We start from the raw sequence: 26,770 nt of genomic DNA, 5'->3' as shown, positions 1-26,770 counted from the left end.
GTTGAATTTACATATCAGTAATCATCAAGCAGCCCTAAAATTCGTTTCAGGACTGCTTCTTGTTTTGTTATATTTCATTCCCAACGTATCAATTGCACAAAATTCAACCCTTGCTAAAAGGAAAAAGTTGGAGGCTGCCAAGCAAGAGAATATCCAGAAGATTCAGGAAATCAATAAAATCATTGAAAAAACTGAACAGAAAAAAGAGGCAAGTGTAGGTAAACTTAATGCCTTAGGAGAAAGAATTGATAAGCAAGCCAAGCAGATTGACATCATTTCTGAAAATCAGCAATTACTTCAAAATGAAGCCGAAGAACTAAAAAAGGCTACAGGGAAACTCTCGGGAAATCTTGAAGAATTAAAGGCAGAATATGCCAAAATGGTTTTTACAGCTGCCAAAACCAGCAATAAAGTTAACAAGCTTAGTTTTTTGTTTTCTTCTGCAAATTTCAACCAACTGATTCGTCGTTATAAATACCTTCAACAATATTCTTCAGCACGCGAAAAACAAGCAGTTTTAATACAACAAGTACGTTCGGAATTATTGACAGAACAAGTAAAAATCTTGCAAAAGAAACAAGAGCAAGATGCTGTTTTGCGTGAAAAGATTACAGAAACACAAAATTTACAAGTATTAAAAGGGAAACAAACAGAAGTAGTTACGGAATTAAGCCAGAAAGAAAAAAGCCTAAGAGCACAATTGGAAGCTAATAAAAAGGTAGTAGAGCGCTTAGAGACGATGATTGCTAAAATTGTAGAGCGTGAAATAAAACGCTCGCAAGAACGTGAGCAATTAGCCAATAGGCGTAATCAAAACAAGAAGCCTGTTATTACTTCAAATAGAAAAGCCATTGCCCTGAATGTGGAAGAAACAAGGTTGGCCACTTCTTTTTCAGCATTACGAGGCAGGATGCCTTGGCCTGTTAATTCTGGCTTTATTTCTAGTCGTTTTGGGGTACATAATCACCCTGTTTTGAAAGGAGTCAGAACAAACAATAATGGTATTGATATACAAACAAGTGCAGGGAATGATGTAAATGTAGTTTATGAAGGCGTTGTTCAGTCTGTGGTTTCTATTCCAGGAACTTATATGGTTGTAGCGATTCAGCATGGCGATTATTTTACCATTTATAGTAAATTATCTAACGTATCAGTAAGAAATGGACAAAAAGTAGGTGCTGGACAAAAAGTAGGTGAGGTTGCCTCTGATACTGATGGTACTTCGGAGTTAAATTTCCAAGTTTGGAAAACTTTTGATAAGCAAAATCCAGAAAATTGGCTTCGTCAGAAATAGATTTTAGAGACAGAATCGATGGGAAAATCATGCTATTATCTCAAAATGTTTCGCTAAAAAGCACCTAAATCCCTTATTTTTTGATACTTTTGAAATTAGGCTTGAAAAGATTACACAAAAACCTTTAAAGTTCCAAGAGATTTCCTAATTTTGCAATCCGATTTTGAAGCTAGTAAAAAATGATTAGTTATTTGCTTTGTAAACTCATTATCAATTCATTATACAAGGATAAATAACCGACAACAAATAAAGATAAAAACCAACAATGACAAAGAAAGACGAAAAAACGCCACTTGATTTTTTGGAAACTGCTGATGGCTTAAAAAGCGAATTAGAGCATGACATTCATAAAGTTCAAGCGACTGTTGAAAAAAACAAAGGCGTAATTTATGGTGTAGCAGGTATATTGGTAGTGGCGATATTAGGTTATTTTGGCTACAAATATTACTTAACGACAAAAGACGAAGAAGGACAGGCAAAATTATTTAATGCTGTTTATCAATTTGAAGCAGACTCAAATAAAGTAGCTGCTAAAGAATTAGGTAAAATTGCTGATGATTTTGGTGGAAATACTGGAAATTTAGCAAGCTTCTATGCGGGTGTTGCTAATTTAAAAGAAGGTAAATTTGATGCTGCCATTGATCAATTAAAATCATTCAGTAGCTCAGATTTATTGGTTCAGGCTCGTGCGTATTCTTTAATTGGAGATGCTTATACAGAAAAGAAAGCATATAGCGATGCTATAACATATTATAAAAAAGCTGCTGAATATAAGGCTAACAAATTCTTCACGCCTACATATTTAATGAAATTGGCTGCTGCTTATGAAGCAAACAACGAACAAAAAGAGGCGTTGGCTGTTTATACTGAAATTGTAGACAAATATGCAGAGTCGTCAGAATCCATCAACGCTAAGAAGTATAAAGCGGTGTTAGAAGGCTCTGTCTCAGAATAAAGGAATCAATAAAATATTGATACGAGAGGGATAAGAGCATAAGTTCTTATCCCTTTTTTTATAGTCATTAGTTTTAAACTTTCGTACACACGCTTTAATCCGTAAACTTTCGTCATTACTTTTTAGAGCCAATACCAACTATAAAATGTCTTCAGCACATAAAAATTTAAGCATTTTTTCCACAGAAAACTTACCAGACGTAAGTGATAAAAAGTTTGCCCTTGTGGTGGCAGAGTGGAATGAGGAAGTTACTAATGCCTTGGCAGCGGGCGCTCATAAAACGCTTTTAGCCTACGGAGCAAAAGAAGAAAATGTAATAAGAGTGAACGTTCCTGGAAGCTATGAACTAACGTTTGCAGCCCAAAAGATGGCGCAAAAAGCAGAAATTGATGCGGTGATTTGTATAGGGTGTGTGATTCAGGGCGAAACCAAACATAATGATTATATTAATAATGCCGTAGCCCAAGGACTTACTACAGTAAGCTTAAAATATGATAAACCTGTTATCTTTGGTGTACTTACGCCTAATACAGAACAACAGGCATTAGACCGTGCAGGAGGAATCCACGGAAATAAAGGTGATGAAGCTGCCATTACAGCAGTAAAAATGTTGGCGTTTTAGGGAGTACAAGGATAAAGAGTACATTAAATTGTCAGAGAAATTTAGCTCATTTTAACAATAAAATTATGCTACAAGCCATCGAATTTCCGACCGTTCTTACGGATAATCAACACATTGATATTCCGAGTAATCTTCGTTCTCAACTCAAAGCAAATCAATCTGTTAGGGTGATTGTTTTGGTAGATGAAACACCATTGCCAACAAAAAAGAAAGAAAGAGTTCTTGGTGTTTTAAAAGGAAAGTTATCTATTCCTGATGATTTTGATGAACCTTTAGATGAGTTGAACGAATATATGTATTAATTAATATGAACAAATATCTGATTGATACACATATTTTTATTTGGGCAATTTTAGAAAACCCTAAATTATCCAAGAAGATACTGACTATTCTTAAAGATACTGACAATCAAATTTTGGTATCACAAGTAAGTCTTTTTGAAATCGCAATTAAACAGCGATTAAATAAGTTGCCCAATTTTGACGTTTCGACCAATGAGCTAATTGAAAAAATTGAACTAGTCGATTTTCAAATTTTATCTATTAAGAACGAACATATCAACGCTTATAATACTATACAATTAGTAGATAACCATAGAGACCCTTTTGATAGATTAATTATAGCTACGGCTTTTCAAGAGAAAATCTCATTAATCTCAGCCGACGAGAAATTTAAAAACTATCAATCTCAAATACAAATCATTGATAATCAATAATTAAAGAAGAAAAAATGCAAGTCTGGAAATTTGGGGGAACTTCCGTTGGGAAGCCCGAGCGAATGCACTCAATTAAAAATTTGATTACTGAAGACGGTAATCGTAAAATTGTCGTTTTGTCTGCCCTTTCAGGTACTACAAACGCTTTAATTTCTATCGGAGAATCCTTGAAAGCGAATAATGATGATGAAGCTACTCAGAAAATAAACGAGTTATTTGCGCATTACGAAGTCTTTATTAAAGAGCTCTATAGTACAGAAGCTGGTTATGCTGAAGGTAAGGCAATTATTGAAAAAGAATTTTCGTTTATCCGTTCTTTAGAAAGTATCAAACCATTTTCAATAAAACAAGAAAAGGAAATTGTAGCTGAAGGTGAATTGCTTTCTACCCAAATGTTCGAAGCATATTTACGTGAACAAGGTATTAGTGCGGCTTTATTACCAGCGTTAGACTTTATGCTCATTGATGCAGACAACGAACCTGTATTGAAGTTTACTGAAGAAAAATTAGGTGGTATTCTCTCTCAATTAACAGACAAGCAAATCTTTATTACCCAAGGGTTTATTTGTAGAAATCCACGTGGAGAAGTAGATAACTTAAAAAGAGGTGGTTCAGACTATACAGCATCATTAATCGGTGGCGCCATTGTAGCGGAGGAAGTACAAATCTGGACAGATATTGATGGAATGCACAATAACGACCCACGTATCGTAAAGAAAACCTTCCCTATTCGTGAATTGACCTTTGAAGAAGCAGCCGAATTAGCCTATTTTGGAGCAAAAATTTTGCACCCAAGTACGATTACCCCTGCTAAAATGAAAGGTGTTCCTGTCCGTTTAAAAAATACGATGGAACCAGCCGCCTTTGGTACTTTGATTGCTGACAAAACATCTGACCGTGAAATTAAAGCTATTGCTGCCAAGGATAATTTAACAGCTATTTACATTCACTCAACACGAATGTTGAATGCTTATGGTTTCTTGCGTAGAGTATTTGAGGTATTCGAAAAATACAAAACGCCTGTTGATATGATTACGACATCGGAAGTCTCGGTTTCTGTAACCATTGATAATGACGAACATTTAGAAGAAATCATGGCTGAATTACGCCAATTTGCAGATTTAGAAGAATGTGATAAAGACCAGACTATCGTTTGTATCGTTGGAAACTTCTCGGCTGACAAAGAAGGCATTGCTTTGAAAGTATTAGAAGCAATGAAAAATATTCCAATCAGAATGATTTGCTATGGTGCTTCCGAGCATAATATTACTTTGTTAATTCATGGCAAAAACAAAGCTGCTGCTTTGAATGCTTTGAATGAACGTTGTTTTTTATATGAAGATGCGATGAAAGATATTTTCTCCGCTCCTTAATTATAACGACATTGCTTAATAGCCGTGTTGTGAAACCTGTTTCCAGCACGGCTATTTTTTTTATCTTTGTGGAAATAAATTTTATATATCATGAAAGCATTATCAGTAAATATTCCTGATGGAATTTATCTTGCATTCACGAATGCTTCAGAAAAGGAGAAAGAATCGGCTATGATAGCTATTGAAAATCTCTTAAAAATAAGATTCGTAGATTCTTTAAATAAAAGCTTATTAGAAAGTTCGGATATTTTAAGACAAGAATCCTCCCAAAATGGATTAACGAATCAAATGCTTGATGAGCTTTTAAAGGAAATTGATAATGAACAACGTTCTTAAATTCGTATTTGATACAAATACACTTTTAAGTGCTGTTATTTCACCTGATGGGAAAAGTACTACTGCACAAGCATATCACAAAGCACTTCAGCATGGTGTTTTATTAGCTTCAGAAGAAACTTTTGCAGAACTTGTCGATGTACTTTTTCGTAGAAAATTTGACAAATACTTCAGTGATGAAACCCGATTTAATTTTTTAAGTAGTTTTAGAAAAGCAGCCCTTTGGATTCAAATAGATAATCCTGTATTTGATTGTAGAGATCCAAAAGACAATAAATTTTTATCCCTCGCAGTAGCTGATGATGCAACTTTAATTATAACTGGAGATGATGATTTATTAGTATTGAACCCATACAAGCATATACAGATACTTAATTCAAGACAATTTTGTGAATTAGATTTAGAAAAAACTTATGTTACAAATACAACAAATTAAAGAAAACAAAGCCACTACAATTGAGGGCTTAAAACGTAAATACTTCAAGGATGCTGAAGAAATCGTTGAGAAAGTATTAGCATTAGACGAAAAGCGTCGTGAAACACAAGTTGAATTAGATACTACCCTAGCAAAATCAAATGCTCTTGCCAAAGAAATTGGTGGATTGATGAAAGCGGGTAAGAAAGAGGAAGCTGAAACAGCCAAAGCTGAAACTAGTACGTTGAAAGTTCGTTCTAAAGAATTGGAAGAAGTATTGAAAAATACTGAAACTGACTTATATGAAGTATTGGTTACTTTGCCCAACTTGCCTCATAGCAGTGTTCCAGCAGGAAAAACACCTGAGGAAAATGAAGTGGTATTGGAAAATGGAACTATTCCTACTTTACCAGAGAATGCTCAACCTCACTGGGACTTAATCAAAAAATATGATATCATTGATTTCGAATTAGGTAATAAAATAACAGGTGCAGGCTTTCCTGTTTATAAAGGAAAAGGTGCTAGAATTCAGCGTGCTTTGATTAATTTCTTCCTAGATGAAGCCATTAATGCAGGTTATACCGAAATTCAACCTCCTATTTTGATTAATAAAGAGTCTGGTTTTGGTACTGGTCAGTTACCTGATAAAGATGGGCAAATGTATCATGCGACTGAGGATGATTTATTCTTGATTCCTACGGCTGAAGTACCTATTACCAATATGTACCGTGATGTGATTTTGCAAGAAACAGATTTACCTATCAAGAACGCAGGCTATACGCCATGTTTCCGTCGCGAAGCAGGGTCTTGGGGCGCTCATGTTCGTGGGTTGAATCGTTTACATCAGTTCGATAAAATCGAAATTGTCCGCATCGAAAAGCCTGAAAACTCATACAATGCTCTAGAAGAAATGTCATTACACGTACAAAGCATTCTTCAAAAGTTAGCGCTGCCATACAGAGTATTGCGTTTATGTGGAGGCGATATGAGCTTTACGTCTGCCCTTACTTATGATATGGAGGTTTGGTCTGCCGCACAAGGTCGTTGGTTAGAAGTTAGTTCTGTATCAAACTTCGAGACATATCAAGCTAATCGTTTAAAATTAAGAATGAAAACCGAAGGTAAATCTCAGTTATTACATACACTTAATGGTTCTGCTTTAGCTTTACCTCGTATTTTAGCAGCCATTTTGGAGAACAATCAAACTGAAACAGGTATTAAAATACCAAAAGTATTGGTGCCTTATTGTGGTTTTGAAGAGATTGCTTAATTTTCTAATTTGAGCGATTTAATGAATGAGTGATTTAGTGATTAAAACATGACTATAACCCACTCACAAATTACTCTTCTGCATTATACAAAAAAGTCTCTCTTATCTCGGGTGACTTTTTTGTATATTTTAAAAGCATAAATTATCTCTAATTACTATTCATAAGAATAATTATTTATTGATAAATTTTTTATGTATTCCACAAAATGAAAAATCCACTCAAAACAGAGTGGATTCATTCAAAACGTATATTTTATTTAAAGGTAAGCCTACACAAATTCTTTCCCTTTCTTGGTAGCATCTGCTACAAAGCTTTTAACGAATTGCTCCTGCTCTTTTTCACAAATCATTAATACATTATCATACTCGGCTACGATATAACCATCTAGTCCTTGAATGACTACCAATCTATCTTTAGGCGTTTTAATGATACTATTTTTAACATCATAAAGCATCGTTTCACCATCAATCACATTAGCATCTTCGTCCTTATCTGATACTTCATATAATGATTTCCAAGTACCTAAATCAGACCAACCAATATTTCCTAAAACGGTAAATACATTCTCGGCTTTCTCCATAATGGCATAGTCAATCGAGATGCTCTCACAGTTTTGATATATTTCGTTGATAAATGCTGTTTCTTGCCCAGTGTAATAAATATCATTACCTGCTTCAAAAACACTATGCACAGCAGGACTATTATCTGCAAATGCCTTTTTGATTGCCTTGGCAGTCCAAATGAAAATTCCAGCATTCCAAACATAGTCGCCACTTTCTATAAAAGCTTTTGCTAATGCTAAGTTTGGTTTCTCTCTGAATGTTTTTACTTTTTTAACTTCTGTATCAGACTGACCGTACTGAATATAACCATAACCAGTATCAGGTCTGGTTGGTGTAATTCCAAGTGTTACTAATACATCTCCGCTAGCAGCAGTTTCAAGCGCAATATTTATTCTTTTTTCAAACTCGTTTTCTTTTAATATAATATGATCGGCCGGAGCAACTACAATATTGGCATCTGGGTTTTGCTTACCAATCTTATAACAAGCATACGCCACACAAGGTGCTGTATTTCTGCGGATAGGCTCTGCTAATATTTGGCTATCCGACAAAAAAGGTAATTGTGTTTTAATTAAATCAATATAATCAGCACTTGTTACAATATAAATATTTTCATTTGGACAAATATTTTCAAAACGGTCAGCTGTTTGCTGTAAAAGTGTTCTACCCGTACCTAAAACATCATGAAATTGTTTTGGATTGTTTGTTCTACTAAATGGCCAAAAACGAGTACCAACCCCTCCTGCCATAATTACTACATAGTTATTTTTATTCATGATTTAGTATTAATTTTTATTTTTTTAGTCGTGTGCTATGATTCTGGAATTTAAAGATATGTATAGTTTTGAAAAAAAAGAAATTATCAAGGAAAGCTTCATAATTTAACAACAAAAACTATTTTAAATACTAAAAAATCTAATTTAACTACCTCATACATAAATAGTGTTAGTCGATAAATTCCTTGCTTTGATAATTTCTAATGAATGTGTGATTTACTAAAATTAAACTATTATCTTGATTGCAGAATGGATTACATCTAATATTTTGTGCTTTTGTTTATTCATATTAGACAATTTTAAGAAAAAATGTAAAAAATTTACTCTGCTTGCATAATAAAATCCAAAATTTTCTTTCTATTTGTATAATAATTCAAAACAACACGGAGAAGATACTATTTCAATTTTTATTCACTAACAAAGAAACGTATGAAAAATTATTTTACGACAATCAGGCTCGGGTTAGTCACCTCACTATTGTTTTTGACCTCAATGCTATTTGCCCAAACAAAAATCTCGGGTAAGATAAGCGATGGTTCTACAAAAGAACCGTTGATTGGTGTAAGTATTTCAGTAAAAGGAAGAGTTATAGGAACAATATCGGATACTAAGGGTTCATTTTCGCTTACGACAAGTACGCCCACTCCTTTTACTGTAATTGTATCAAGCGTTGGTTATAATACACAGGAGTTCATTGTGGATGGTAGTAAAAGTAATTATGATATAACATTATCAGAACAAGTTATCATGGGGCAAGAAGTGGTAGTAGCAGCTTCTCGTGTTGAAGAAAGTGTAATGAAATCACCAGTCACAGTCGAGAAAATGGATCTTCGTGCCATTCAAAACACTCCATCAGCATCTTTCTATGACGGTTTAGCTAATTTAAAAGGAGTTGATATGGCAACTCAAGGTTTGCTGTTCAAATCTATCAATATGCGTGGATTTGGCTCTACTGGTAACCCTCGTGTTGTACAAATGATTGATGGTATGGATAACTCTGCTCCTGGTCTAAACTTTGCGGTTGATAATATCATTGGTATGCCAGAGCTAGATGTTGAAAGTGTTGAATTATTGCCTGGGGCAGCTTCTGCATTATATGGGCCAAATGCCATCAACGGTCTGATTTTAATGAATAGTAAAAGTCCATTTCTATATCAAGGTTTGAGTGCTTCTACTAAATTTGGATTAATGTCGGCTGACAATCGTTCAACTGTAACTACTCCATTTACAGATTTAAGTATCCGCTATGCAAAAGCATTCAATAATAAGATTGCATTCAAATTAAACTTCTCTCATATTCAAGCAAAAGATTGGCAAGCTACGAATTTTACTAACTTAAACTTAGGAGGAAATAACGACCCATCAAGAGGACTTGGCACTAAAACTGACTATGATGGAATGAACGTTTATGGAGACGAAATCCAAGCAAATTTACAGACCCTGAATGCAGCATTGCCCAATGTAAATGTAAGTAGAACTGGATATAGAGAAATAGACTTGGTTGACCATAATACTAAATCTTTAAAATTTAATGCTGCACTACATTATCGTTTGACAGAAAAGGTAGAAGCAATCGCACAAGTTAATTATGGAGAAGGTACAACTTTATATACAGGAACAGGACGATACTCTTTGCGTGATTTCAATATTACACAGGCAAAATTAGAATTAAGAGGTAATAACTTTACATTAAAGGCTTATACCACTCAAGAACGTTCTGGAAGCTCCTATACAGCAGGTTTAGCAGCTATCGGAATGCTAACAGAGATAAAATCAAACAATACTTGGTATTCTGAATATGCAGGTGCATATATGACTGCAAAAACGGCAGGTGGAACAGATGAAAATGCTCATTTATCTGCTCGTCAATATGCAGACCGCAACATGCCTCAGCCTGGTACTGCAGCTTTTAATACTTTATTAGACAAATATCGTAATACCTCTATTACTAGTGGTGGTGGAGCTTTCGCAGATAAAAGCAATCTATATCATGCAGAAGGTTTGTACAATTTCAAAGATCAAATCAAATTTGCGGAGGTAACAGTTGGTGCAAATTATCGTTTGTATGAGCTTCGTTCAGAAGGTACGCTATTCTCTGATTTAAAAGATGGTCGTACTGGAACAATTACTATTAATGAATATGGTGCATTTGCTCAAGTTTCTAAAACACTTTTTGCTGAACATTTAAAATTAACAGGTTCACTTCGTTATGATAAAAACCAAAATTTTGATGGACAATATACACCTCGTTTTTCGGCGGTTTATTCACCTTCTCAAGAGCATAATGTTCGTTTATCTTATCAAACAGGTTTTAGAATTCCAACAACACAGAATCAATATATCGACCTTCAAACGCCAGCAGGTACATTGATTGGCGGTCTATCTGAGTTTGATTCACGTTATAAATTAGCAACAGGTGTAACAAGAGAAGTTCTTACTGATTTTGCGGCTAATCCATCGAAATACATTACTCCAACAGTATTAGCAAATGCCCAAACCTATGCTACAGCTGCCGTGACAGCTCAATTACCTACCATTCAAAATGCAGTAATCGCTGGTGTTCAGGCACAAGTGACTGCTGCTGTGACTGCTCAAGTTCAAGCGGCAGTAGCTGCAGGGCAAATTCCTCCTGCTAACGCAGCAGCAGCCATTCAAGCTGGAGTTCAACAACAAATGGCATCTGCTTCGGTACAAACGTTGATTCAAAATACAGTACAGTCTACAGTGGTTCAGAAAGTAACAGAGGTTACTAAACAAGTAGCTCCTGCTTATGCTTTGGCTTCTTTACCAAAATATAAAGCAAGACCATTAGTACCTGAAAAAATACAATCTTATGAAATAGGTTACAAAGGACTTATTAACAAAACGCTTTTTGTTGACGCTTCATATTATTATAGTGTTTATAAAAACTTTATTGGTGGTAATACAATTTTAGTCCCAACTGCTGCTGCAGGTCCAGGTTTACCAATAGAATCAGGTTTGGGAAGTGGTAGTACAAGGGCTGGTTATTCACGTCCTGCTAATTCGGATGAAGATATTACTATCTCAGGTTGGTCTTTGGGCTTAAGCTATCTACTAGATAAAGGTTATACAGTAGGCGGGAGCATAAGTAACAATCAAATGAACAATTTTACTGCAAGTACTGAAGTACCTTATGCTGGATTTAATTCGCCTAAATACAGCTATAAAGTAAACTTTGGCAAGAGAATCACGAGTGGTAACAAATGGGGCTTCAACTTAGCCTATCGTTATCAAGATGCGTTTACGTGGGAGTCTAGCTTCCCTACTCCAACTACAACTAATGTGCCTCTTTTTTCTAATACTACTGTTCCTGCTATCAACAACTTTGATGCTCAGTTTAGCTATAAACTAAATAGTATTAAATCAATTGTAAAACTTGGAGGAACAAATCTTGGAGGAAAGCCATACATGCAAGCTTATGGAAGTGCATATGTTGGCTCTATGTATTATGTATCATTAACTTTTGACGAACTATTGAATAAATAAGTCAATCATTAGAAATAGATATTAACTGAGTTTATTATCAATAAAAAGAACCCTGAAATTACCAGTTTTGGTTTTCTCAGGGTTCTTTTCTTTTTTACTCCTCTAGTCATCAAGTCTTGAAACCTACTTCAACGGAGATTCCATTAATTTCATTTCTTGTTTTAAATACTCGTCAAAACCATCTTTATTTTTAAAAAACTCTTCGCTTTTTTCCCATCCCGCATAAAATCTGAATGATGTTTTTCCATTGACTAATTTCAAATTGGCAGTATAAGTATTTAGTATTCCTGTACCAGTATTAGATGTTTGTCCGAAGGATACCAAACTACTTTTAGGAACTAGTATCGCCATCCCTAAATTATCATTGTTTTCGCTTTGTTGGTCATACGTATAAAGTCCTGAAATTTTATTTGAAGCGATTTCATACGAATTTTTACTATGTAAATTCACAATGCCTGTCGTTAAAACGGCACCTTTCGGCGCATTTTTCAAAGACACTGAGCTTTCATAAAAATACTGTCCACCCCAAATACTAATTACTTCTTCAACTTGTACAGGCGCTAAATGCTTGGCTACTTTCCAGTTTTTATACTTCAATTTAAAGACTGCTCTAAGTGGTCCATTACTAATTTTTACATATTGTACCTCCTCAAAATTATTGTCTCCTAATCTTACTAAAGTATCTTTCCCAGTAGCATTTTTGAAGGTTAAAGCTAAAGACCCTGCACCCAACGATTTTCCAACTTTCAATACATCCATTCCCCAATCGGCTTGTTTGTGGTAATTGTTAGCGGTATCTAGTCCTACTTCGTTCAGTACCATTTGCGTGGTGGTTTTACCCCAAATATCTTTGGCATTACGGGTATCAAAATAAACCCTAAACCCGACTTTATCATTTTCCCAAGCAGGCCCTTCTGTAAGAAATGGAGGCAATGGTTGTTTTGAAAAGTCTGTTGCAGGTTGCGTACCCTTTACAGCGTCTTTGTCCAATATATCTCCAAAGGTATCATCAGCATTTTTTCGACGGTGACGTACATTGGCTCTTACCAAAGCTTTTATCGTAGCTGGTCTGTCAGATATTGAAATCTTAAAACTTTTGGTTTGATTGGCTTCAAAAGACTGCAATAATACTATTTCATCCCATTTGCCGTCACCATTCATGTCGTCATATTGTGCCAAAATAGGTTGCTTGTTTTCATTAGCAAAAACTACATATTTGGATGCAGGTACTTTACCAAGCTTTGCCTCTAAGAAAGCTCTTTTCAGTACGATTAACTCATTCTTTTTCTCAGTAGCTAGTTCATTCTTAAAAGTAACTATGCTACTTTTTTGAGCATAACAGAGTGATGACAAACTTAATAGGCTGACATTAATAATTGTTTTTAGTTTGATGGATGTACTTTGCTTCATATTTGAATAGTTATATTAAAATTATTTTGCCCTCGTGAAATAGTTATTCATGAAAAGCAACTGATACTGAATAGCATTATACCAATATGGCCAATTATGACCGCCCGGTCTGGTAAGGTAATCGTGTGGAATATTTCTGTATAACAATTGCTCATGAAGTTTTTCATTTACTTTATAGAAAAAATCTTCTGTGCCACAGTCAATAATCAATGCCAAAGAATTGGGTGTTAGCAAATGTAATAGATTAATGACAGTGTTCTTCTCCCAACGCTCAGGCTGTTCTGAATATTTCCCAAGACGTTTTGTCATTTCCCAATTATTCGGGAATGGGCGAATATCAACGCCTCCGCTCATGCTTCCAGCCGTGCCAAAAACGTCTTGATGTTTTAAAGCAAGGTATAATGCACCATGTCCACCCATACTCAAGCCCGTTATTCCTCTTGCTTTGCGGTCTTTGATGGTTTTGTAGTTCTCATCTACCCACTTTACCAATTCGGTCGACACATAGGTTTCATATTGATAGCTTGGGTCAATAGGACTATCCCAATACCAGCTTGAAAAACCGCCATCTGGACAAACAATAATCATATTATGCTGGTCAACGGCTTTTTCAAAACCTTTTGCTTTGGTAAGCCATCCTGAATAGTTATCGCCATACCCATGCAAAAGATATACAACAGGAAGGGCTTTTTGACTTTTATAATTATCTGGCACAATCACTACAGCTTTGATATTCTTTTGCATCGCAGCACTGTAGGTAACTACAGTATCAACAATAGCGGCACGACAAACAAGGCTGAAAAGGAGGAGGAAAGTCAGTAATGAATTTTGTAGGATTCTCATTTTGTTAAATTGTTTAAAATATATTTTGATTAACAAAAGTGAAAAAAACATATTGATTTTACAGTATTTCCCTCAAAATAATAGCTAATTTTCAATACATATACATAAGATATTTTTAGATAATGTATTGAAAATTTGATTTCTTTCGTATCGTAAAAAGATGATATCCTTTCGCTACGTCTTACTTTTCTTGCCTTGACGCAAGAAAAGTAACAAAAGAAAGTCAAGAAATTCCGAAACTCGCTTCGCTCAAACAGCGGAATTTCGTAAAATGCTTACGCCAGTTTAATTTAAAATTTTGATTGATGAGTTGTTTAAAATTTAATATTCATTTTACTCTTTCTTCAAAGCCTTTTTGGGTAATTTAGCTTTTATCAAATCATACGATTCTTTGAGATATATCATCCATTCTTTATCAGTCAATATATCAAAACTAGTTATTTGCACCCATTTGAATTTAGCTCCTCCATAAGGAGCAGGAATGATACCTTCTCTATCGCAAAGCTCTTCAAATAGCTCATCAGCTACTTTAAAATTGGCTTTATCAAGATTCTTGATATTAGACGAGCAAAAAACTTTACCCACAACCATAAAACAGAGTTGGTCTCCGTATTTTATGCCCTCAGAAGTATCTTCAAAAGACAAACAGATTTCTCTAATTCTTTCTATGTTCATGGGTTGGTTTTTAGTTGCCTAGCTTAATTTTTAATTCCCCATTGACATAATCAACAACACTATTTTGATTGTTGATAGATACGCTTTGTGGCTTTTTATCTAGGCTAAAGGTAGCATTAATTATTGACTGACCGCTAACGTTTATATTAAACGTATTAGTTTGATTTTTGGCTATAAAAAATAATTTTGAGAGTGAGCTATACAATGTTTTATTTTCTTTCCTTAGAAAACTTCCGTAACCGATAAAGTAATCACTTACTTCGTTAGGCTTATTTTCTGGATATGAAATGCTTGTCAGGTAGGCATCTGTAGTATAACCATTGAAGGTTTTAATACTATTCAGGTGCATCAATCTTCCATCGGCTTGTAGGTTTAAATACACATCCGTTACTTTCCCATTTTGTTTAATGCGCACACCAATCATTTCTTCTCCTTTCAAACGTTCAATTTCTGGAATATTTTTATCGTTCACAGAGTCTTTTAAAATAATGGCCGTAATAAACTTTGTTTGTCGCATTGGTTCTGGCGAAGCAATACTATAATATTTTTCTTGTTCTTTTACATTGTCTTCTTTAGGAGCAAGTACTTCGGACAAAATCATTTTTTCTGGGAAATCATGGTTAAAGCCTGTTTCAACCAATGTTTCAGGGAATAATGGACGCACTAACACAGACGCTTTCTTATTCACAATACTAATGTCGCCACGTTCTTTTTTAGATTCTCCTTCTGGATGCAAAAGCCATTCAAATTTTCCTGCTTCATAGGCTTTTACATCATCGATGATTAAAATGACCTTACCTATCCACAGAAAATGACGAAAGTTTCTAGCATAAATGCTTGACGTTGGGCCTGTACCATTCGCCATCACATATTTAATATCACCTGCATCAAGCAATTCACTCATTTCCCCTCGCAATGGCGAACCGCCATATTGCTGTTCTTTGGGTTGATATTTTCCATTAAAAGTAAGCACATTATGAGCAGGACTTTGGAAAAAATATTCTGGATATTCCTTTGTGCCATAACTGCTATTTCCAGCATCTTTAATCACAGCTTCGCCTTTATGGAATAGTATAAATGAATTAGCATCAGCGTGTGAATGGTTCCAAGTATGCCCCGATTTTATGCCTAACATCGTAGCATTTTTCTCCCAAGAAGTCCGCATAGTAGTCCAGTCCATATCTTCAAAAATCTCAGAAGTTGGCAAATCAGGTAATTTAGGTGCTTTTGCCATATCGGGATGATATAGAATGCCCAAAGGAGCATTTTTAAACAAGCCTTCGCGATGTTGAAAATTTTCGATTTGATTCAAATACCACAATGCATTAGGGTTCTGATAGCCCAATGCCAATAATAATTTCACAGGACGTTCGCCTACAATATTTTTATGACTATCCCCAAAATTCAATGAGTACAACATTCCATCACGTGGATAACCAACGTGCATAAAAAAGTTTGGAATGTTTTTCAATAACGGAATCTCTGGTTGCTTTACTTTTGGGAGTATATTCTGATGAGCCAAACGAAAGAATAAGTATTCAGATACGCCAAATGCAGCATAATTTACACTCTCATACATCCCTCCTTTAGCATCCCATGTTTTAGGTTTTGCTTGCAATTGGTCTCCTGCAAAACCAAACCATTCGTTGGAGGCTTGATTCATCTCCTCAATCCAAGCATTTACTTCTGGGGCATCGTCTTTAATAGCTAATGAAGCCACACCTGCCATATATACACAGGCTGTCCACCAGTTATGCCCCATCGAGTTTAAACTATGGATACGACTTTCAGGTAAAAGCCATTCGTTGACGGTTGGGCGAATTCCCATTCGCATTACACCGTCAACAATTGTCTTGCGTTCTTCTTTCGTTAGTTCGTTATAAACACCTTCTAAACCCATCGCTACATTCCAACAGTTTTCAGCCGTCTTTAAATCTGAAGACCAAGCTGGTTGGCGTTTTAGCATTTCTGGGTTCGACCACGTAGTACGCGTACACAAATCTAACAAAAGAGCTTTTGTTTTATCTGCATATTTTTTTTCGCCTGTTACCAAATAGGCTAACGATAAGTAATCAATTTTACCATAGTCCTTTTTTGTCAACAACACATTTGCCTCTGAAAGTATATCATTCCAATTATTCTTGAATTCTTCTTCCGTCGCTATCCTTTGCTTCAATAAATCAACCCTGTCTTTGGTGAAGTACAGGTTCTGATGTTTTTGGGCAAAGGTCGTTACTGAAAAATAACAAAAAATGGTAATGAGGAAGAATAGTTGTTTTAATTTCATTGGTTTGATGGTAATAAATTGTTTGGATGTTTATTTTTCAACCCTAAACCAATCAAAATCGGCATAGCCTGAATCGTTAATGGTTGTTTCTCGGGTAATAAAAATACCCATTTTAGCACCTACCCAACGGCCTGTTTCTGCTTGAAAGGCTTCACCTACTTCTTTAAACGTTGTTCCATCAGTGCTATAACTAAAGGTGCAAAGTCCGCCATCAGCCACTTTTAATCTTAAATAGATTGCTTGACTAGCATCTATTTTGGCAATCGTATTTTCTTTTTCTGGCTTTAAATTGTCGGCATCTTTACCTATAGTATGTACCAAATACACACCATCTTTTTTTGATTTCAGCGCGATGTTTGCATAGCTATAACCCATTACCGTTAAACCTACTTTTTCGTTCTCAATACGCTCATTAGGCTTAAATACCAATTTCGTTGTGGCTGTAAAAACTGGTGCGGGAAACTTTTGTAACAATACATTCGGTGACCACCAAAGATTTTTATCGGCATCAATCTTATCAGAGAACAGTCGCATTACTCCTTTGGATGGATTCATAAATGACCACGTAGCCTTAGGGTTCGCATTCCATTGCCATTGTTTTCCAAGGTATAAATCATTGAATTCATCTGATTCTTGTGGTGTTTCAATCGGGAATATGCCTGTTACTTTAGGCTTCTTGTAAGTTATCACTGGTTCGCCTTTTCCATCGCCGTCAGGGTCAATCCCTATTACTGGCCAATCGTTCACCCATTTCATCGGTTGCAAATGCGTAATTCTACCATACATGGTTTTCTCTTGAAAGTGTATAAACCAATCTTCTCCTGCTGTTGTATTTATCCAAGCACCTTGATGTGGCCCATTTACAGTACTTTTGCCTTGGTCTAATACTACTTTACGTTCATAAGGTCCATAAATATTTTTTGAACGCAAAGCCAATTGCCAACCTGTAGCTACACCTCCTGCTGGGGCAAAAATATAGTAATAGCCATTGCGTTTATACATTTTGGGACCTTCTAAAGTCGGGTCTAAATCATGTCCGTCAAAAACAAGTTTGCCATCGTCTAATACTTTTGTTCCATCGTCGCTTAATGTTTTTAATACGATGATACTTTTGATTCCTGCTCTACTTCCTGCATAACCATGTACCAAGTAAGCTTTACCATTATCATCCCAAAACGGACAAGGGTCTATTAATCCTTTGCCTGCTTCAACCATAATAGGGTCTGACCACGGGCCTGCTGGATTTTTAGCTTTTATTACATAAATCCCAAAGTCAGGATCTGGATAATAAATCATGAATTCGCCTTTGTGATAGCGAATAGCAGGTGCCCAAACACCTTTACCATGCTGTGGCGTAGCAAATACATCAAAAGGAGGTTGTTTGATTAAAGCATTGGTCAATATTTTCCAATTCACTAAATCTTTAGAATGTAGAATCGGTAGCCCAGGGATGTTTTCAAAAGAGGAGGCTACTAAATAATAATCTGCTCCCACCCTCACAACATCTGGGTCTGAATAATCAGCATGAATAATTGGATTGGTGTAAGTTCCATCTCCATTATCAGCTACCCAAACTTTTGATTTGTACTGCGACATTCCATCGTTAGCAAGCAACATGGCTCCCAACAAGCAGAACGCTTTAATAATTGTCTTTTTCATTTTTCTGAAATTTTACCTTTGACTTTAGTTTTTTTAGATGGTAGCGTATGCTTAATTTCATTTCTTAATAAGTAAGCCAACACTGGACTTGCATAAAAAGAGCTAAAATTATTTTTACCCATTTTTCCATCCACTATGTGTGTTAATACAAAGCCAAATATTCCATTTTTATAATCAATCCAAGGGTAAGCTCCTGCCCAACTTGGGCTACTTATTAGCGTAGCGTTACCCTTCTTATCGATTTCTTCTCTCCATAAACCCAAGCCATAAATACTTTTATGTTTGGCCACACGTACTTTTTGAGGGAACTCTGGCATTTTCACAAAGGCATCACCAATTTGGTCTGCTTGCATTTCAGCAATGGCTTTTTCGGATAAAATTCTTTTGCCTTTGTAAACGCCTTTATTTAAAAACATCTGCAAAAAATGAGCGTAGTCGTTTACCGTTGAAACGGCTCCTCCACCCAACATGGGGCTATGCCCTCCTCCTACTGAATCTACGGGACTAAAGTGTGTATGCGACATTTGTAAAGGACGAGCAATCGTTTCTTGAAATATCACTTCCCATGTTTTCCCTGTTGCGATTTCGGCCATTCTACCTGCTACTTGCATGGCTAAACCACCATATTTGAATTGGCGTTTTATTGAAGCATCAGAGGAGGTTTCAATAGGCAATGGTAAAATATGATTGACAGATTCCTCTAAAGTCTGGTAGTCGTCCCGATGCTTTCCTTTAGGCTGATAATCGGGATAATTAGCAGTATGTGAAAACAATTGACGAAGCGTTGCTTGTCCTTTGGCATCGGTAAATTCGGGTAACCATTTTACGACTTTATCGTCCCATGATAATTTTCCTTCGTCTACCAACACTGCAATCGTAGCAGAAGCTAGCCATTTACCTGCCGAAGCAATATAAGTACTGGTTTCGGGTTGATAATTCCCGAATGATTTTTGATAAAGGATTTTTTGACGATTACCAATAATCAAATTCGCCCCATGATAATATCCGCTATCTACCCAAGTTTGTACTTGATGGTCGATTAAAGGAAAACCCTGTGAATAAACTTCAGTCTTTCCTGAAAATACCAAGCATATTATCAATAAAAACTGAAGCTTATTTTGTATCATTTTCATCCTTTTACAGCAATATAAAATCACCTTTACAAATGCTATTTTACCTTATACATCTTGAAGGCAAACAAAAAGATAATGGCATAGCATATAATTGGTAAATAATAAGCGTGTGCCACATTTTGGTTAGCCACTAAACCCATCAATAACGGAAAGAAAGCACCGCCTACAACACCCATTGAAATAAATGACGAGGCTTGTTGAGTATGTTTTCCTAAGCTTTTTAGACCCAAACTAAAAATGGTTGGGAACATGATGCTAAAGAAAAAGTTGATAAACATCAGGGCGATGTAGGAAGTCCAGCCCCAAGCTTGCGCCACAATTAAACAAGAAATAATACTGCCTAAAGCAAAGAAAGACAACAGAATATTAGGCTGAATAAATTTCATTAAATAAGTACCTACAAAACGACCTAAGGCCATCATTGCCATAAAAATAATCATGTAATTACCGGCAGTTGCATCAGTAAAGCCCATTACTTCGTGACCATAATTAATAAAATATGACCAAGTACCCGCCTGAGCAGCCACATTAAAAAATTGCGCAATTACTGCCCATACAAAATGACTATTCTGCCATAAAGTTTTTTCGGTGGTATTGAATGATGGATTTTTAACATCACTTTCAAGAATCTCGTGAGCATCTGTAAAAGCAGGGACTTTCACAAAAGCAAAGGCAATAGCAATACAAGCAATGACAGAACCAATGGCTGTATAAAGGGTTTTAACAGAACTTAAATCATTAGAATGTTCAACACTGCCACTCAATAAAAAGTAGGATCCAATAGCAGGACCAATGATAGTACCCACGGCATTAAACGACTGAGAAAAGTTGATTCGCTGGTCGCTAGTTTGTTGGTTTCCTAATGATGCTACAAAAGGGTGAGCAACGGTTTCGAGCGTAGCCATACCGCAACCTAAGATAAATAACGCCAAACGAAACATCGTAAACGACGTAGCATTGGCCGCAGGAACAAACAAAAATGTACCAATCGCAAAAAGCGATAAGCCAAACAATACACCGTTTTTATAGCCAAACTTTTTCATAAATATTCCTGCAGGAATACTCATCACGGCATACGCACCAAAAACCGAAAGTTGAATAAGTCCCGATTGAGATTTAGAAACATTCAAGACGTTCTGAAAATGTTTATTCAATACATCGCTCATCGAATGGGCTATTCCCCAAAGCATAAAAAGGGAGGTAACGAAAATGAAAGTAACTAGGTATTGCTTTTCGGTTAGTTTTATCTTTTGAGTCATTATTGAAATTTATTTTAATTGTTTTTTCCATAGACCAACCGCACCCATCAAAGCCGCTTGTTCGTTCAGAGAAGATTTGATAAGTTGTATTTTATGAGTGTTCTCTGATAACATTTTTTCTACTGCTGGAAAAAACAAAGGAGAAGCTCCTGCGATATTTCCACCTACTATAATTAATTCTGGGTGGAAAATCTTGGTAAAATCATCGATAAACAGGCATACATTTTTGGCAAATTCTGTAAAGACTTCTTGTGAGGCTTCGTCATTTTCAATACTTTCTACTAATTGCTTGGCTCCATCAACAGTTTTACCTGTCAACTCATGGTAGCGTTTTACAAACCAACGGGTAGAGATATAGTCTTCGGCAACGCCTTCTAGTAATTGATGATTTATTCCCATGGCCATGTCTTTGGCATCTCCCTCATGATAGATTGATGTACCCAAGCCCGTTCCCATGGTGATACCAATGGCTTTTTCATATTGCTGACCTGCTCCAAAAAGCATTTCTCCTTCCAAAAATGCCTCTGAGTCGTTTCTAAAGCTAATATTATTAATGGGTATTGATAGTCGTTCTGAAAGCTCATTCCTGATATTTAAGCCATATAAACTCTCGTACTTATTCACATTCTTCATCAAGCATATTCCATTTTCATAATCAAACGGACCAGGCATAGCTATACCTAAGTAATAGTTTGCTCTTTGATTGCTTGTTTGGACAATAGCGTTTGCCCAAGCCGTTAAAATTTCTTCTGACGAAGCATGAGGATTTAACTTGCTTCTTATAATAGAGGAAGTAATAATTTCTCCATCCTCAATATTTACTTGTGCCGCTGTGATGTGCGAGCCTCCGATGTCAACTCCGATGTACATACGTTTAAAGATTCTTATGAAAACAGTTAAGATTTGTGCTAGCTACAAATCCTAAAAGTGTTTTTAGAAAGGTTTTATAATAATGCTATTAATGTATTTAAGTAGTGATTACTTAATAGATGGCTAATTGATTAACTATTTTAGTGGTGTAAGCCAAATGGCTTGTCCACCAGAGGGTAAAAGTTTGGCATCCAACACTGTCGTATTGTCTACAGTTATACGTTGGATACCAACTTTTGTAGTACTGGTTAAGGTACTGTCATCAGCATAAATATTGGCGGTATATTTAATTCCTTTGGGTAAAAAATCTAATTTTATTTTTAGCGTTCTTCCTTCATTACTTGTTAACGTACCCACAAACCAGTCTTTTCCGTTTCTTCTGGCAGTGGTGATATATTTTGATATTTCTCCTTGAATTACTCTTGTTTCATCCCAAGTTGTAGCAATTTTATTCCAAAACTCTAATTCTGGTTCATCATTACTAGCCTTAGGTTGGTCGTACCAAAACAAGGTTTGCAAAGGGCTATAATATACCGCTGCCATTGCCAATTGATGCGCGTGAGTAGTTTTGATGCGTTTATCAAAATAACAAATGGTATAGTCTGCTGCACCGCCAATATATCTTGTAAAAGGTAGTGTTACGTTGTGTGTAGCATCTGGCATTTCTTCGTTACCTCTTACTCCTTCGGCTGTCATTAGGTTTGGATAAGTACGCATTTCTCCTGTCGGACGCCAGTCGTCATGAACATTCACCATCAACTGATTATCAGCACATTTCTTGATGGCCTCCTCTACCCAAGTAGTCCAACGATGACTACCAGTTTGTACAAAGCCAAATTTCACGCCTTTGATTCCCCATTTTTTATACAATGGAAAAATCTCATCTGCTTGTTTATACAGTGACTGTAGATTTACATACAACCAAATTCCCACACCGCGCTCTTTGCCATAAGCCACTATTTCAGCCATATCCATTTTTGCTTTTACTTGTGTAGCATCAGTGTCCCAAGTAAGGGCAGGGCCATACCATTTCCAGTCGAACAATACATATTGTAAGTTTCTTTTTACGGCAAAATCAATGGCAGCTTTGGCCCCTTCCGTAGTAAGAGTCATCTCACGAATGATTTTCCCCGGCTTAATCCAATCCGTATTTACTATTTTATTAGGTGTATTCAAATTCAGGATAATGTCGTTATTCTCAATTAATTTGCCTTCGCTTTCAGCTATCATGATTACTCGCCAAGGCGTACCAAAATACGTAATACCATCAACCCCACCATACAACGCTGTTTGAATAGTATTCTTTTTGGTTTTACTGATAATGAATTTAGCTCTGGCATAATCTACCATTTGAGCCTCCGCCAAACAAGCCCACAAGCCATTAGTTAATCGCAAAGGCATTGGTCTTTCCCCAGCATCTACCCAATTTTCAAGAGGTAATTCAGCATATTTGCCCTGTGCCCACTGTGTATAAAATGCAGTTGTTCCCGTGGGTAAGGCAAATTCTGTATTTTCAGCCGTAATTTGATAGTAAGAGCCTTTAGGGTTTTCTGGAAAATAATAACGGATGGCTACACCTGCATCATAAGCACGTACTTGGATTTCTAAAGTATAGTCGGCATTACTAGCTTTTTTAAAAGCAAGATTTACTGCTTGATAATGGTCTCTAATCAACGAACGCTCGCCGTATAGGGGTTTCCAAATAGTATCTTTCTGGCTTGTTTTAATGCCTACAAATTGTAAGTCCTCACACCACTTTTCTGTTTTATCTACTTTCAGTGCCATTGCCAATTCTGAAAGGTGATTATCCAACTGAATATCTAGCTCAGATTCCAATATTACTGCTTTGCCTTTATAGCTTACCGTATAAAAAATAGCTTTCTTTCCCTTTTCATCAATCTTCTGATAAATTGTGCAAAGGATATTTCTATCGGGTGAAGTAATGGTCGTTTTTGTACTATCTATCATACCTTTTTGTGCTAATAAGGTATGGGTAAAAACCAAGGTAAAAATTATCGCTAAAATCTTTTTCATCATTAATTTTAATAAAGGGTATCAATCGTTATTTCTTTTGATTCATTTTCTTGTATCGCAACAAGGCTTCGATATAATAATAATCTGCATAGATAATAGAGGCGTCTATTTCTCCACCTATTGGTACATTTCCCGTTGAATGCAATAAAAAGGCATCGTTCACAGCCCCACTTTGATAATTTGTAGTGGAAAGACTTTCAAGCATTTTCTTGGCTTTAGTATAGTATAAGGCACTTTTCTTTTTATCCTTCACCAAAGTAGAAAGCTCAAACAAGGCCGAAGCTGTCACTGCCGCCGCTGAAGCATCGCGCGTAGTATTTGGAATATCAGGTGTATTAAAATCCCAAAACGGTATTAGGCTTTCGTCAGGTAGGTTTTTTAAATACACGTCTGTTACTTTCTGAGCAAAATCTAAAAATGCAGGATTTTTCGTTTCGCGATAACACATCGTAAAACCATAAATAGCCCACGACTGTCCCCTTGCCCACATCGTATTATCGGCATACCCTTGGTGCGTCATCCCTTTGATTTTCTTGCCTGTGAGGGTATCATACAAAACCACATGATAAGACGTAAAATCATCTCTGAAATGATTTTTCATCGTCGTTAAGGCATGCGTTTCAGCTATTTTATAGAGATTTTTATTGCCCCCATTTTTTGATGCCCAAAACAGTAACTCTAGGTTTATCATATTATCGATGATGGTATTATGCGCACCAAATTTCTGTACTTCTCTAGGCCATGAAAGTATTGTTCCTACTTTGGGGTTGTATAAAGTGGCTAATACATTGGCAGTATTGAGTATTACTTTTTTATAAGAGGGGTTTTTAGTAAGTCTGTAACCATTGCCATAGCTACAAAAAATCTGGAAGCCTAAATCGTGGTCATAGGCTACTTTTTGTGTTGATAATGGTAATAGTTGTTTATCAAATCGTTCGGCTTGGGTTTTGAAAAACGACTTTTTTGTTCCTTCGTATACATACCAAAGCGAACCCGACCAAAAGCCACTACACCAATCCTGATAATCTACCAATCGCCACGTCTTACTATCTTTATTGATACTTCTCGGAATATTCAATTGTCCATCGGGTGGTAAAGTACTAATCGTTTTGTTGGCTTGTACAGCACAATAATCAATGTTTTTCTGAACATTGAACTGAGCCTTGGTAGGCAAAACCAACGAGATAAGAAGAATTGATAAAACTAAGATTGTTTTTTTCATTGATTTGTAATTAATCGTACACTGAAATTTAGGCAATACTCGATTCTTTCAGATTCGATAAGAATACTAGCATTTTACTTCTTATTGCTCAAGAAGTGTATGTTAACGAAATGCCTAAATCTGGCTTGCTTAAATGATTAAGCAAATCTAATTTAAAAAAAATATATCACAAAATATTTCTATTGTTATATTTCAAAGACTCACGATAATTCAGGATAAACAGAAAAAAAACGTATTTTGAAGGGTATCTGTTTTGAAGGCACAAAAACTCATTATTTACAGTGATTTACCACCCTTTTTTAATAAGATTCTATTAAAAAGAGCTCATATAAAAACACCAAATTTATTTTTCACTTAATCCGTTAAGCAATTTCATGTTTAGACGAAGAATCTCGTAAAATAATCGAGGCGGGTAAAATGTATTCTTTTGACAAATACTTGTCGGAATTCTCCATGTGAACCAACAAAGTATTAATCAATTGCTTAGACATTTCTTGGATGGGTTGTGCAATCGCTGAAATAGAAGGTTGATGTATTCTAAACAAATCGTTGTCATCAAATACCATAATACCGATGTCTTTCCCTATTTTTATTCTTTTTCGGTTTAGCAACTCTATCCCACTAATGGCTAGGTAGTTGGTTGCAAAGAATATGGCATCTACTGAGGGGTTATCTATTAAAAACTGTCCTATTTCTTCGGTAATATTTTCGATTTTGGCAGAAGAATAGTCAAATTTCTTGATGATTGAAGGAATACGTTTTTCAAAAATAGCCTTTTCATAGCCCAATAAACGGTCTATCATTTGTGCTTGCGAAGAATCCAGCGTGATGAGGGCAATATGCTTATAATCCTGCGCTATCAGGTGTTTTACAGCTTTGTAGGCACTATCAAAATTATCCATTCCTACATAGCTAACGTCAATGTCTGTACAATTTCTATCAAAAAGCACGACAGGTAAACCATTGCTAATCAGTTGGGTAATATCGTTTTCTATCCCTTCCGTCGGCGTGATGATATAGCCATCTACGTTTCTTTCTCTAAAAGTATTGATTAGCTCTTTGGCTTTAGTAGGGTTGTTTTTGGTACTACTGTAGATAATTTTATAGCCGTTTTCATAAGCGATGTTCTCGATATTTCCTGCTACACTGGCAAAGAATGGATCGGCAATGTCTTCAACGATTAAGCCAATTACGTTGGTTTTGCCTGTTCTTAAGCTTTTAGCGAGGTGATTGGGCTTAAAATTGTTTTCTTCAACATACGCCAATACTCTTTTGGTGAGTTCTTCACTAATGCGTTTTTCTTTGGCTTTGCCATTAAGGATATAGGAAACAGTTGCAGTAGAAATTTTTAACGTTTCGGCAACAGCCTTAATAGACATCTTTTTCATCGTAACGTATAATTAAATTGATTGCTTATAAAATTGGATAAATATAAGACAAGTTAAACGATTATTTTGATTTATCGAGAAGATATTGCCCATTATTCAATCATAACAGATACAAAACGCTATTTTGGAGAATCACAGGGGTGATTCACAAGTGGTTTTAATA

At 35.8% G+C, this 26,770-nt stretch carries 22 protein-coding genes; 10 read left to right on the top strand and 12 right to left on the bottom strand.

Annotated elements, in window-relative coordinates; genetic code table 11:
* Nucleotide 1 precedes the first annotated feature (1 nt).
* From AC1RNE_RS13350 to serS, 9 genes are all read left to right on the top strand, one after another.
* On the top strand, nucleotides 2–1,294 hold the full coding sequence (locus AC1RNE_RS13350) for a murein hydrolase activator EnvC family protein (RefSeq protein ID WP_492801429.1): 1,293 nt from the start codon (nucleotides 2–4) through the stop codon (nucleotides 1,292–1,294).
* A gap of 265 nt (nucleotides 1,295–1,559) precedes the next feature.
* Nucleotides 1,560–2,249, top strand: coding sequence for a tetratricopeptide repeat protein (locus AC1RNE_RS13345; RefSeq protein WP_492801428.1), 690 nt, complete (start codon nucleotides 1,560–1,562; stop codon nucleotides 2,247–2,249).
* 145 nt (nucleotides 2,250–2,394) lie between these two features.
* Nucleotides 2,395–2,871: a 6,7-dimethyl-8-ribityllumazine synthase gene (gene ribH / locus AC1RNE_RS13340; protein WP_492801427.1), complete on the top strand. Its 477-nt coding sequence runs from the start codon at nucleotides 2,395–2,397 to the stop codon at nucleotides 2,869–2,871.
* Nucleotides 2,872–2,936: 65 nt separating this feature from the next.
* The gene (locus tag AC1RNE_RS13335) at nucleotides 2,937–3,173 is read left to right on the top strand and encodes a DUF2281 domain-containing protein (RefSeq protein ID WP_492801426.1); all 237 of its coding nucleotides are present in this window, start codon (nucleotides 2,937–2,939) and stop codon (nucleotides 3,171–3,173) included.
* Between the two features lie 5 nt (nucleotides 3,174–3,178).
* Entirely contained in the window at nucleotides 3,179–3,586 is a 408-nt protein-coding gene (locus AC1RNE_RS13330; protein WP_492801425.1) for a type II toxin-antitoxin system VapC family toxin, read from the top strand.
* A gap of 14 nt (nucleotides 3,587–3,600) precedes the next feature.
* Nucleotides 3,601–4,959 carry an aspartate kinase gene (locus tag AC1RNE_RS13325; RefSeq protein WP_492801424.1) on the top strand — a complete coding sequence of 453 codons (1,359 nt, stop codon included), beginning with the start codon at nucleotides 3,601–3,603 and terminating at the stop codon, nucleotides 4,957–4,959.
* 90 nt (nucleotides 4,960–5,049) lie between these two features.
* Nucleotides 5,050–5,295 carry a hypothetical protein gene (locus AC1RNE_RS13320; RefSeq protein WP_492801423.1) on the top strand — a complete coding sequence of 82 codons (246 nt, stop codon included), beginning with the start codon at nucleotides 5,050–5,052 and terminating at the stop codon, nucleotides 5,293–5,295.
* Nucleotides 5,279–5,731, top strand: a complete 453-nt coding sequence (locus tag AC1RNE_RS13315; RefSeq protein WP_492801422.1) for a putative toxin-antitoxin system toxin component, PIN family — start codon at nucleotides 5,279–5,281, stop codon at nucleotides 5,729–5,731. The genes AC1RNE_RS13320 and AC1RNE_RS13315 overlap by 17 nt, the downstream gene beginning before the upstream one ends.
* A complete protein-coding gene (serS, locus tag AC1RNE_RS13310; protein ID WP_492801421.1) occupies nucleotides 5,709–6,980 on the top strand; it encodes a serine--tRNA ligase in 1,272 nt (423 codons plus the stop codon). Before AC1RNE_RS13315 ends, serS begins: the two co-directional genes overlap by 23 nt.
* Before the next feature lie 269 nt (nucleotides 6,981–7,249).
* Here serS and AC1RNE_RS13305 read toward each other — a convergent pair whose 3' ends face one another.
* Nucleotides 7,250–8,320 carry a mannose-1-phosphate guanylyltransferase gene (locus AC1RNE_RS13305; RefSeq protein WP_492801420.1) on the bottom strand — a complete coding sequence of 357 codons (1,071 nt, stop codon included), beginning with the start codon at nucleotides 8,318–8,320 and terminating at the stop codon, nucleotides 7,250–7,252.
* A 429-nt stretch (nucleotides 8,321–8,749) separates the two neighbouring features.
* Here AC1RNE_RS13305 and AC1RNE_RS13300 point away from each other — a divergent pair, with 429 nt between their 5' ends.
* On the top strand, nucleotides 8,750–11,827 hold the full coding sequence (locus tag AC1RNE_RS13300; RefSeq protein ID WP_492801419.1) for a TonB-dependent receptor: 3,078 nt from the start codon (nucleotides 8,750–8,752) through the stop codon (nucleotides 11,825–11,827).
* Nucleotides 11,828–11,950: 123 nt separating this feature from the next.
* Here the strand turns inward: AC1RNE_RS13300 and AC1RNE_RS13295 are convergent, their stop codons facing one another.
* The 11 genes from AC1RNE_RS13295 to AC1RNE_RS13245 all read right to left on the bottom strand — a co-directional run bounded on the left by AC1RNE_RS13295 (nucleotide 11,951) and on the right by AC1RNE_RS13245 (nucleotide 26,607).
* On the bottom strand, nucleotides 11,951–13,237 hold the full coding sequence (locus AC1RNE_RS13295; RefSeq protein WP_492801418.1) for a DUF4861 domain-containing protein: 1,287 nt from the start codon (nucleotides 13,235–13,237) through the stop codon (nucleotides 11,951–11,953).
* A 21-nt stretch (nucleotides 13,238–13,258) separates the two neighbouring features.
* Nucleotides 13,259–14,080 carry an alpha/beta hydrolase gene (locus AC1RNE_RS13290; RefSeq protein ID WP_492801417.1) on the bottom strand — a complete coding sequence of 274 codons (822 nt, stop codon included), beginning with the start codon at nucleotides 14,078–14,080 and terminating at the stop codon, nucleotides 13,259–13,261.
* A gap of 333 nt (nucleotides 14,081–14,413) precedes the next feature.
* Nucleotides 14,414–14,755, bottom strand: a complete 342-nt coding sequence (locus tag AC1RNE_RS13285; protein ID WP_492801416.1) for an MmcQ/YjbR family DNA-binding protein — start codon at nucleotides 14,753–14,755, stop codon at nucleotides 14,414–14,416.
* A gap of 10 nt (nucleotides 14,756–14,765) precedes the next feature.
* Nucleotides 14,766–17,042 carry a heparinase II/III domain-containing protein gene (locus AC1RNE_RS13280; protein WP_492801415.1) on the bottom strand — a complete coding sequence of 759 codons (2,277 nt, stop codon included), beginning with the start codon at nucleotides 17,040–17,042 and terminating at the stop codon, nucleotides 14,766–14,768.
* 30 nt (nucleotides 17,043–17,072) lie between these two features.
* Nucleotides 17,073–18,659 carry a glycoside hydrolase family 43 protein gene (locus AC1RNE_RS13275; RefSeq protein WP_492803639.1) on the bottom strand — a complete coding sequence of 529 codons (1,587 nt, stop codon included), beginning with the start codon at nucleotides 18,657–18,659 and terminating at the stop codon, nucleotides 17,073–17,075.
* Nucleotides 18,660–18,697: 38 nt separating this feature from the next.
* A complete protein-coding gene (locus AC1RNE_RS13270; protein WP_492801414.1) occupies nucleotides 18,698–19,834 on the bottom strand; it encodes a serine hydrolase domain-containing protein in 1,137 nt (378 codons plus the stop codon).
* A 35-nt stretch (nucleotides 19,835–19,869) separates the two neighbouring features.
* A complete protein-coding gene (gene fucP, locus AC1RNE_RS13265) occupies nucleotides 19,870–21,093 on the bottom strand; it encodes an L-fucose:H+ symporter permease (RefSeq protein ID WP_492801413.1) in 1,224 nt (407 codons plus the stop codon).
* Nucleotides 21,094–21,102: 9 nt separating this feature from the next.
* Nucleotides 21,103–21,963: an ROK family protein gene (locus tag AC1RNE_RS13260; protein ID WP_492801412.1), complete on the bottom strand. Its 861-nt coding sequence runs from the start codon at nucleotides 21,961–21,963 to the stop codon at nucleotides 21,103–21,105.
* A 135-nt stretch (nucleotides 21,964–22,098) separates the two neighbouring features.
* The gene (locus AC1RNE_RS13255; protein WP_492801411.1) at nucleotides 22,099–24,000 is read right to left on the bottom strand and encodes a glycoside hydrolase family 97 protein; all 1,902 of its coding nucleotides are present in this window, start codon (nucleotides 23,998–24,000) and stop codon (nucleotides 22,099–22,101) included.
* 25 nt (nucleotides 24,001–24,025) lie between these two features.
* Entirely contained in the window at nucleotides 24,026–25,219 is a 1,194-nt protein-coding gene (locus AC1RNE_RS13250) for a glycoside hydrolase family 88 protein (protein ID WP_492801410.1), read from the bottom strand.
* A 362-nt stretch (nucleotides 25,220–25,581) separates the two neighbouring features.
* Nucleotides 25,582–26,607 carry a LacI family DNA-binding transcriptional regulator gene (locus AC1RNE_RS13245; protein ID WP_492801409.1) on the bottom strand — a complete coding sequence of 342 codons (1,026 nt, stop codon included), beginning with the start codon at nucleotides 26,605–26,607 and terminating at the stop codon, nucleotides 25,582–25,584.
* Between the last annotated feature and the right edge of the window lie 163 nt (nucleotides 26,608–26,770).

This window comes from Arcicella sp. GW822-FHT02H01 (assembly GCF_058802005.1).
Note: the sequence above shows the minus strand (reverse complement) of the source record. Positions and strands in the feature narration are given on the sequence as shown.

Bases quoted from the DNA above. Each gene is read 5' to 3' on its own strand.
- AC1RNE_RS13345 (WP_492801428.1), top strand. From the start codon at position 1,560: ATGACAAAGAAAGACGAAAAAACGCCACTTGATTTTTTGGAAACTGCT.
- AC1RNE_RS13270 (WP_492801414.1), bottom strand. From the start codon at position 19,834: ATGAAAATGATACAAAATAAGCTTCAGTTTTTATTGATAATATGCTTG.
- AC1RNE_RS13295 (WP_492801418.1), bottom strand. From the start codon at position 13,237: ATGAAGCAAAGTACATCCATCAAACTAAAAACAATTATTAATGTCAGC.
- ribH (WP_492801427.1), top strand. From the start codon at position 2,395: ATGTCTTCAGCACATAAAAATTTAAGCATTTTTTCCACAGAAAACTTA.
- AC1RNE_RS13285 (WP_492801416.1), bottom strand. From the start codon at position 14,755: ATGAACATAGAAAGAATTAGAGAAATCTGTTTGTCTTTTGAAGATACT.
- AC1RNE_RS13250 (WP_492801410.1), bottom strand. From the start codon at position 25,219: ATGAAAAAAACAATCTTAGTTTTATCAATTCTTCTTATCTCGTTGGTT.
- AC1RNE_RS13290 (WP_492801417.1), bottom strand. From the start codon at position 14,080: ATGAGAATCCTACAAAATTCATTACTGACTTTCCTCCTCCTTTTCAGC.
- AC1RNE_RS13320 (WP_492801423.1), top strand. From the start codon at position 5,050: ATGAAAGCATTATCAGTAAATATTCCTGATGGAATTTATCTTGCATTC.
- serS (WP_492801421.1), top strand. From the start codon at position 5,709: ATGTTACAAATACAACAAATTAAAGAAAACAAAGCCACTACAATTGAG.
- AC1RNE_RS13280 (WP_492801415.1), bottom strand. From the start codon at position 17,042: ATGAAATTAAAACAACTATTCTTCCTCATTACCATTTTTTGTTATTTT.
- AC1RNE_RS13335 (WP_492801426.1), top strand. From the start codon at position 2,937: ATGCTACAAGCCATCGAATTTCCGACCGTTCTTACGGATAATCAACAC.
- fucP (WP_492801413.1), bottom strand. From the start codon at position 21,093: ATGACTCAAAAGATAAAACTAACCGAAAAGCAATACCTAGTTACTTTC.
- AC1RNE_RS13275 (WP_492803639.1), bottom strand. From the start codon at position 18,659: ATGTTGCTTGCTAACGATGGAATGTCGCAGTACAAATCAAAAGTTTGG.
- AC1RNE_RS13300 (WP_492801419.1), top strand. From the start codon at position 8,750: ATGAAAAATTATTTTACGACAATCAGGCTCGGGTTAGTCACCTCACTA.
- AC1RNE_RS13260 (WP_492801412.1), bottom strand. From the start codon at position 21,963: ATGTACATCGGAGTTGACATCGGAGGCTCGCACATCACAGCGGCACAA.
- AC1RNE_RS13325 (WP_492801424.1), top strand. From the start codon at position 3,601: ATGCAAGTCTGGAAATTTGGGGGAACTTCCGTTGGGAAGCCCGAGCGA.
- AC1RNE_RS13305 (WP_492801420.1), bottom strand. From the start codon at position 8,320: ATGAATAAAAATAACTATGTAGTAATTATGGCAGGAGGGGTTGGTACT.
- AC1RNE_RS13315 (WP_492801422.1), top strand. From the start codon at position 5,279: ATGAACAACGTTCTTAAATTCGTATTTGATACAAATACACTTTTAAGT.
- AC1RNE_RS13330 (WP_492801425.1), top strand. From the start codon at position 3,179: ATGAACAAATATCTGATTGATACACATATTTTTATTTGGGCAATTTTA.
- AC1RNE_RS13245 (WP_492801409.1), bottom strand. From the start codon at position 26,607: ATGAAAAAGATGTCTATTAAGGCTGTTGCCGAAACGTTAAAAATTTCT.
- AC1RNE_RS13255 (WP_492801411.1), bottom strand. From the start codon at position 24,000: ATGATGAAAAAGATTTTAGCGATAATTTTTACCTTGGTTTTTACCCAT.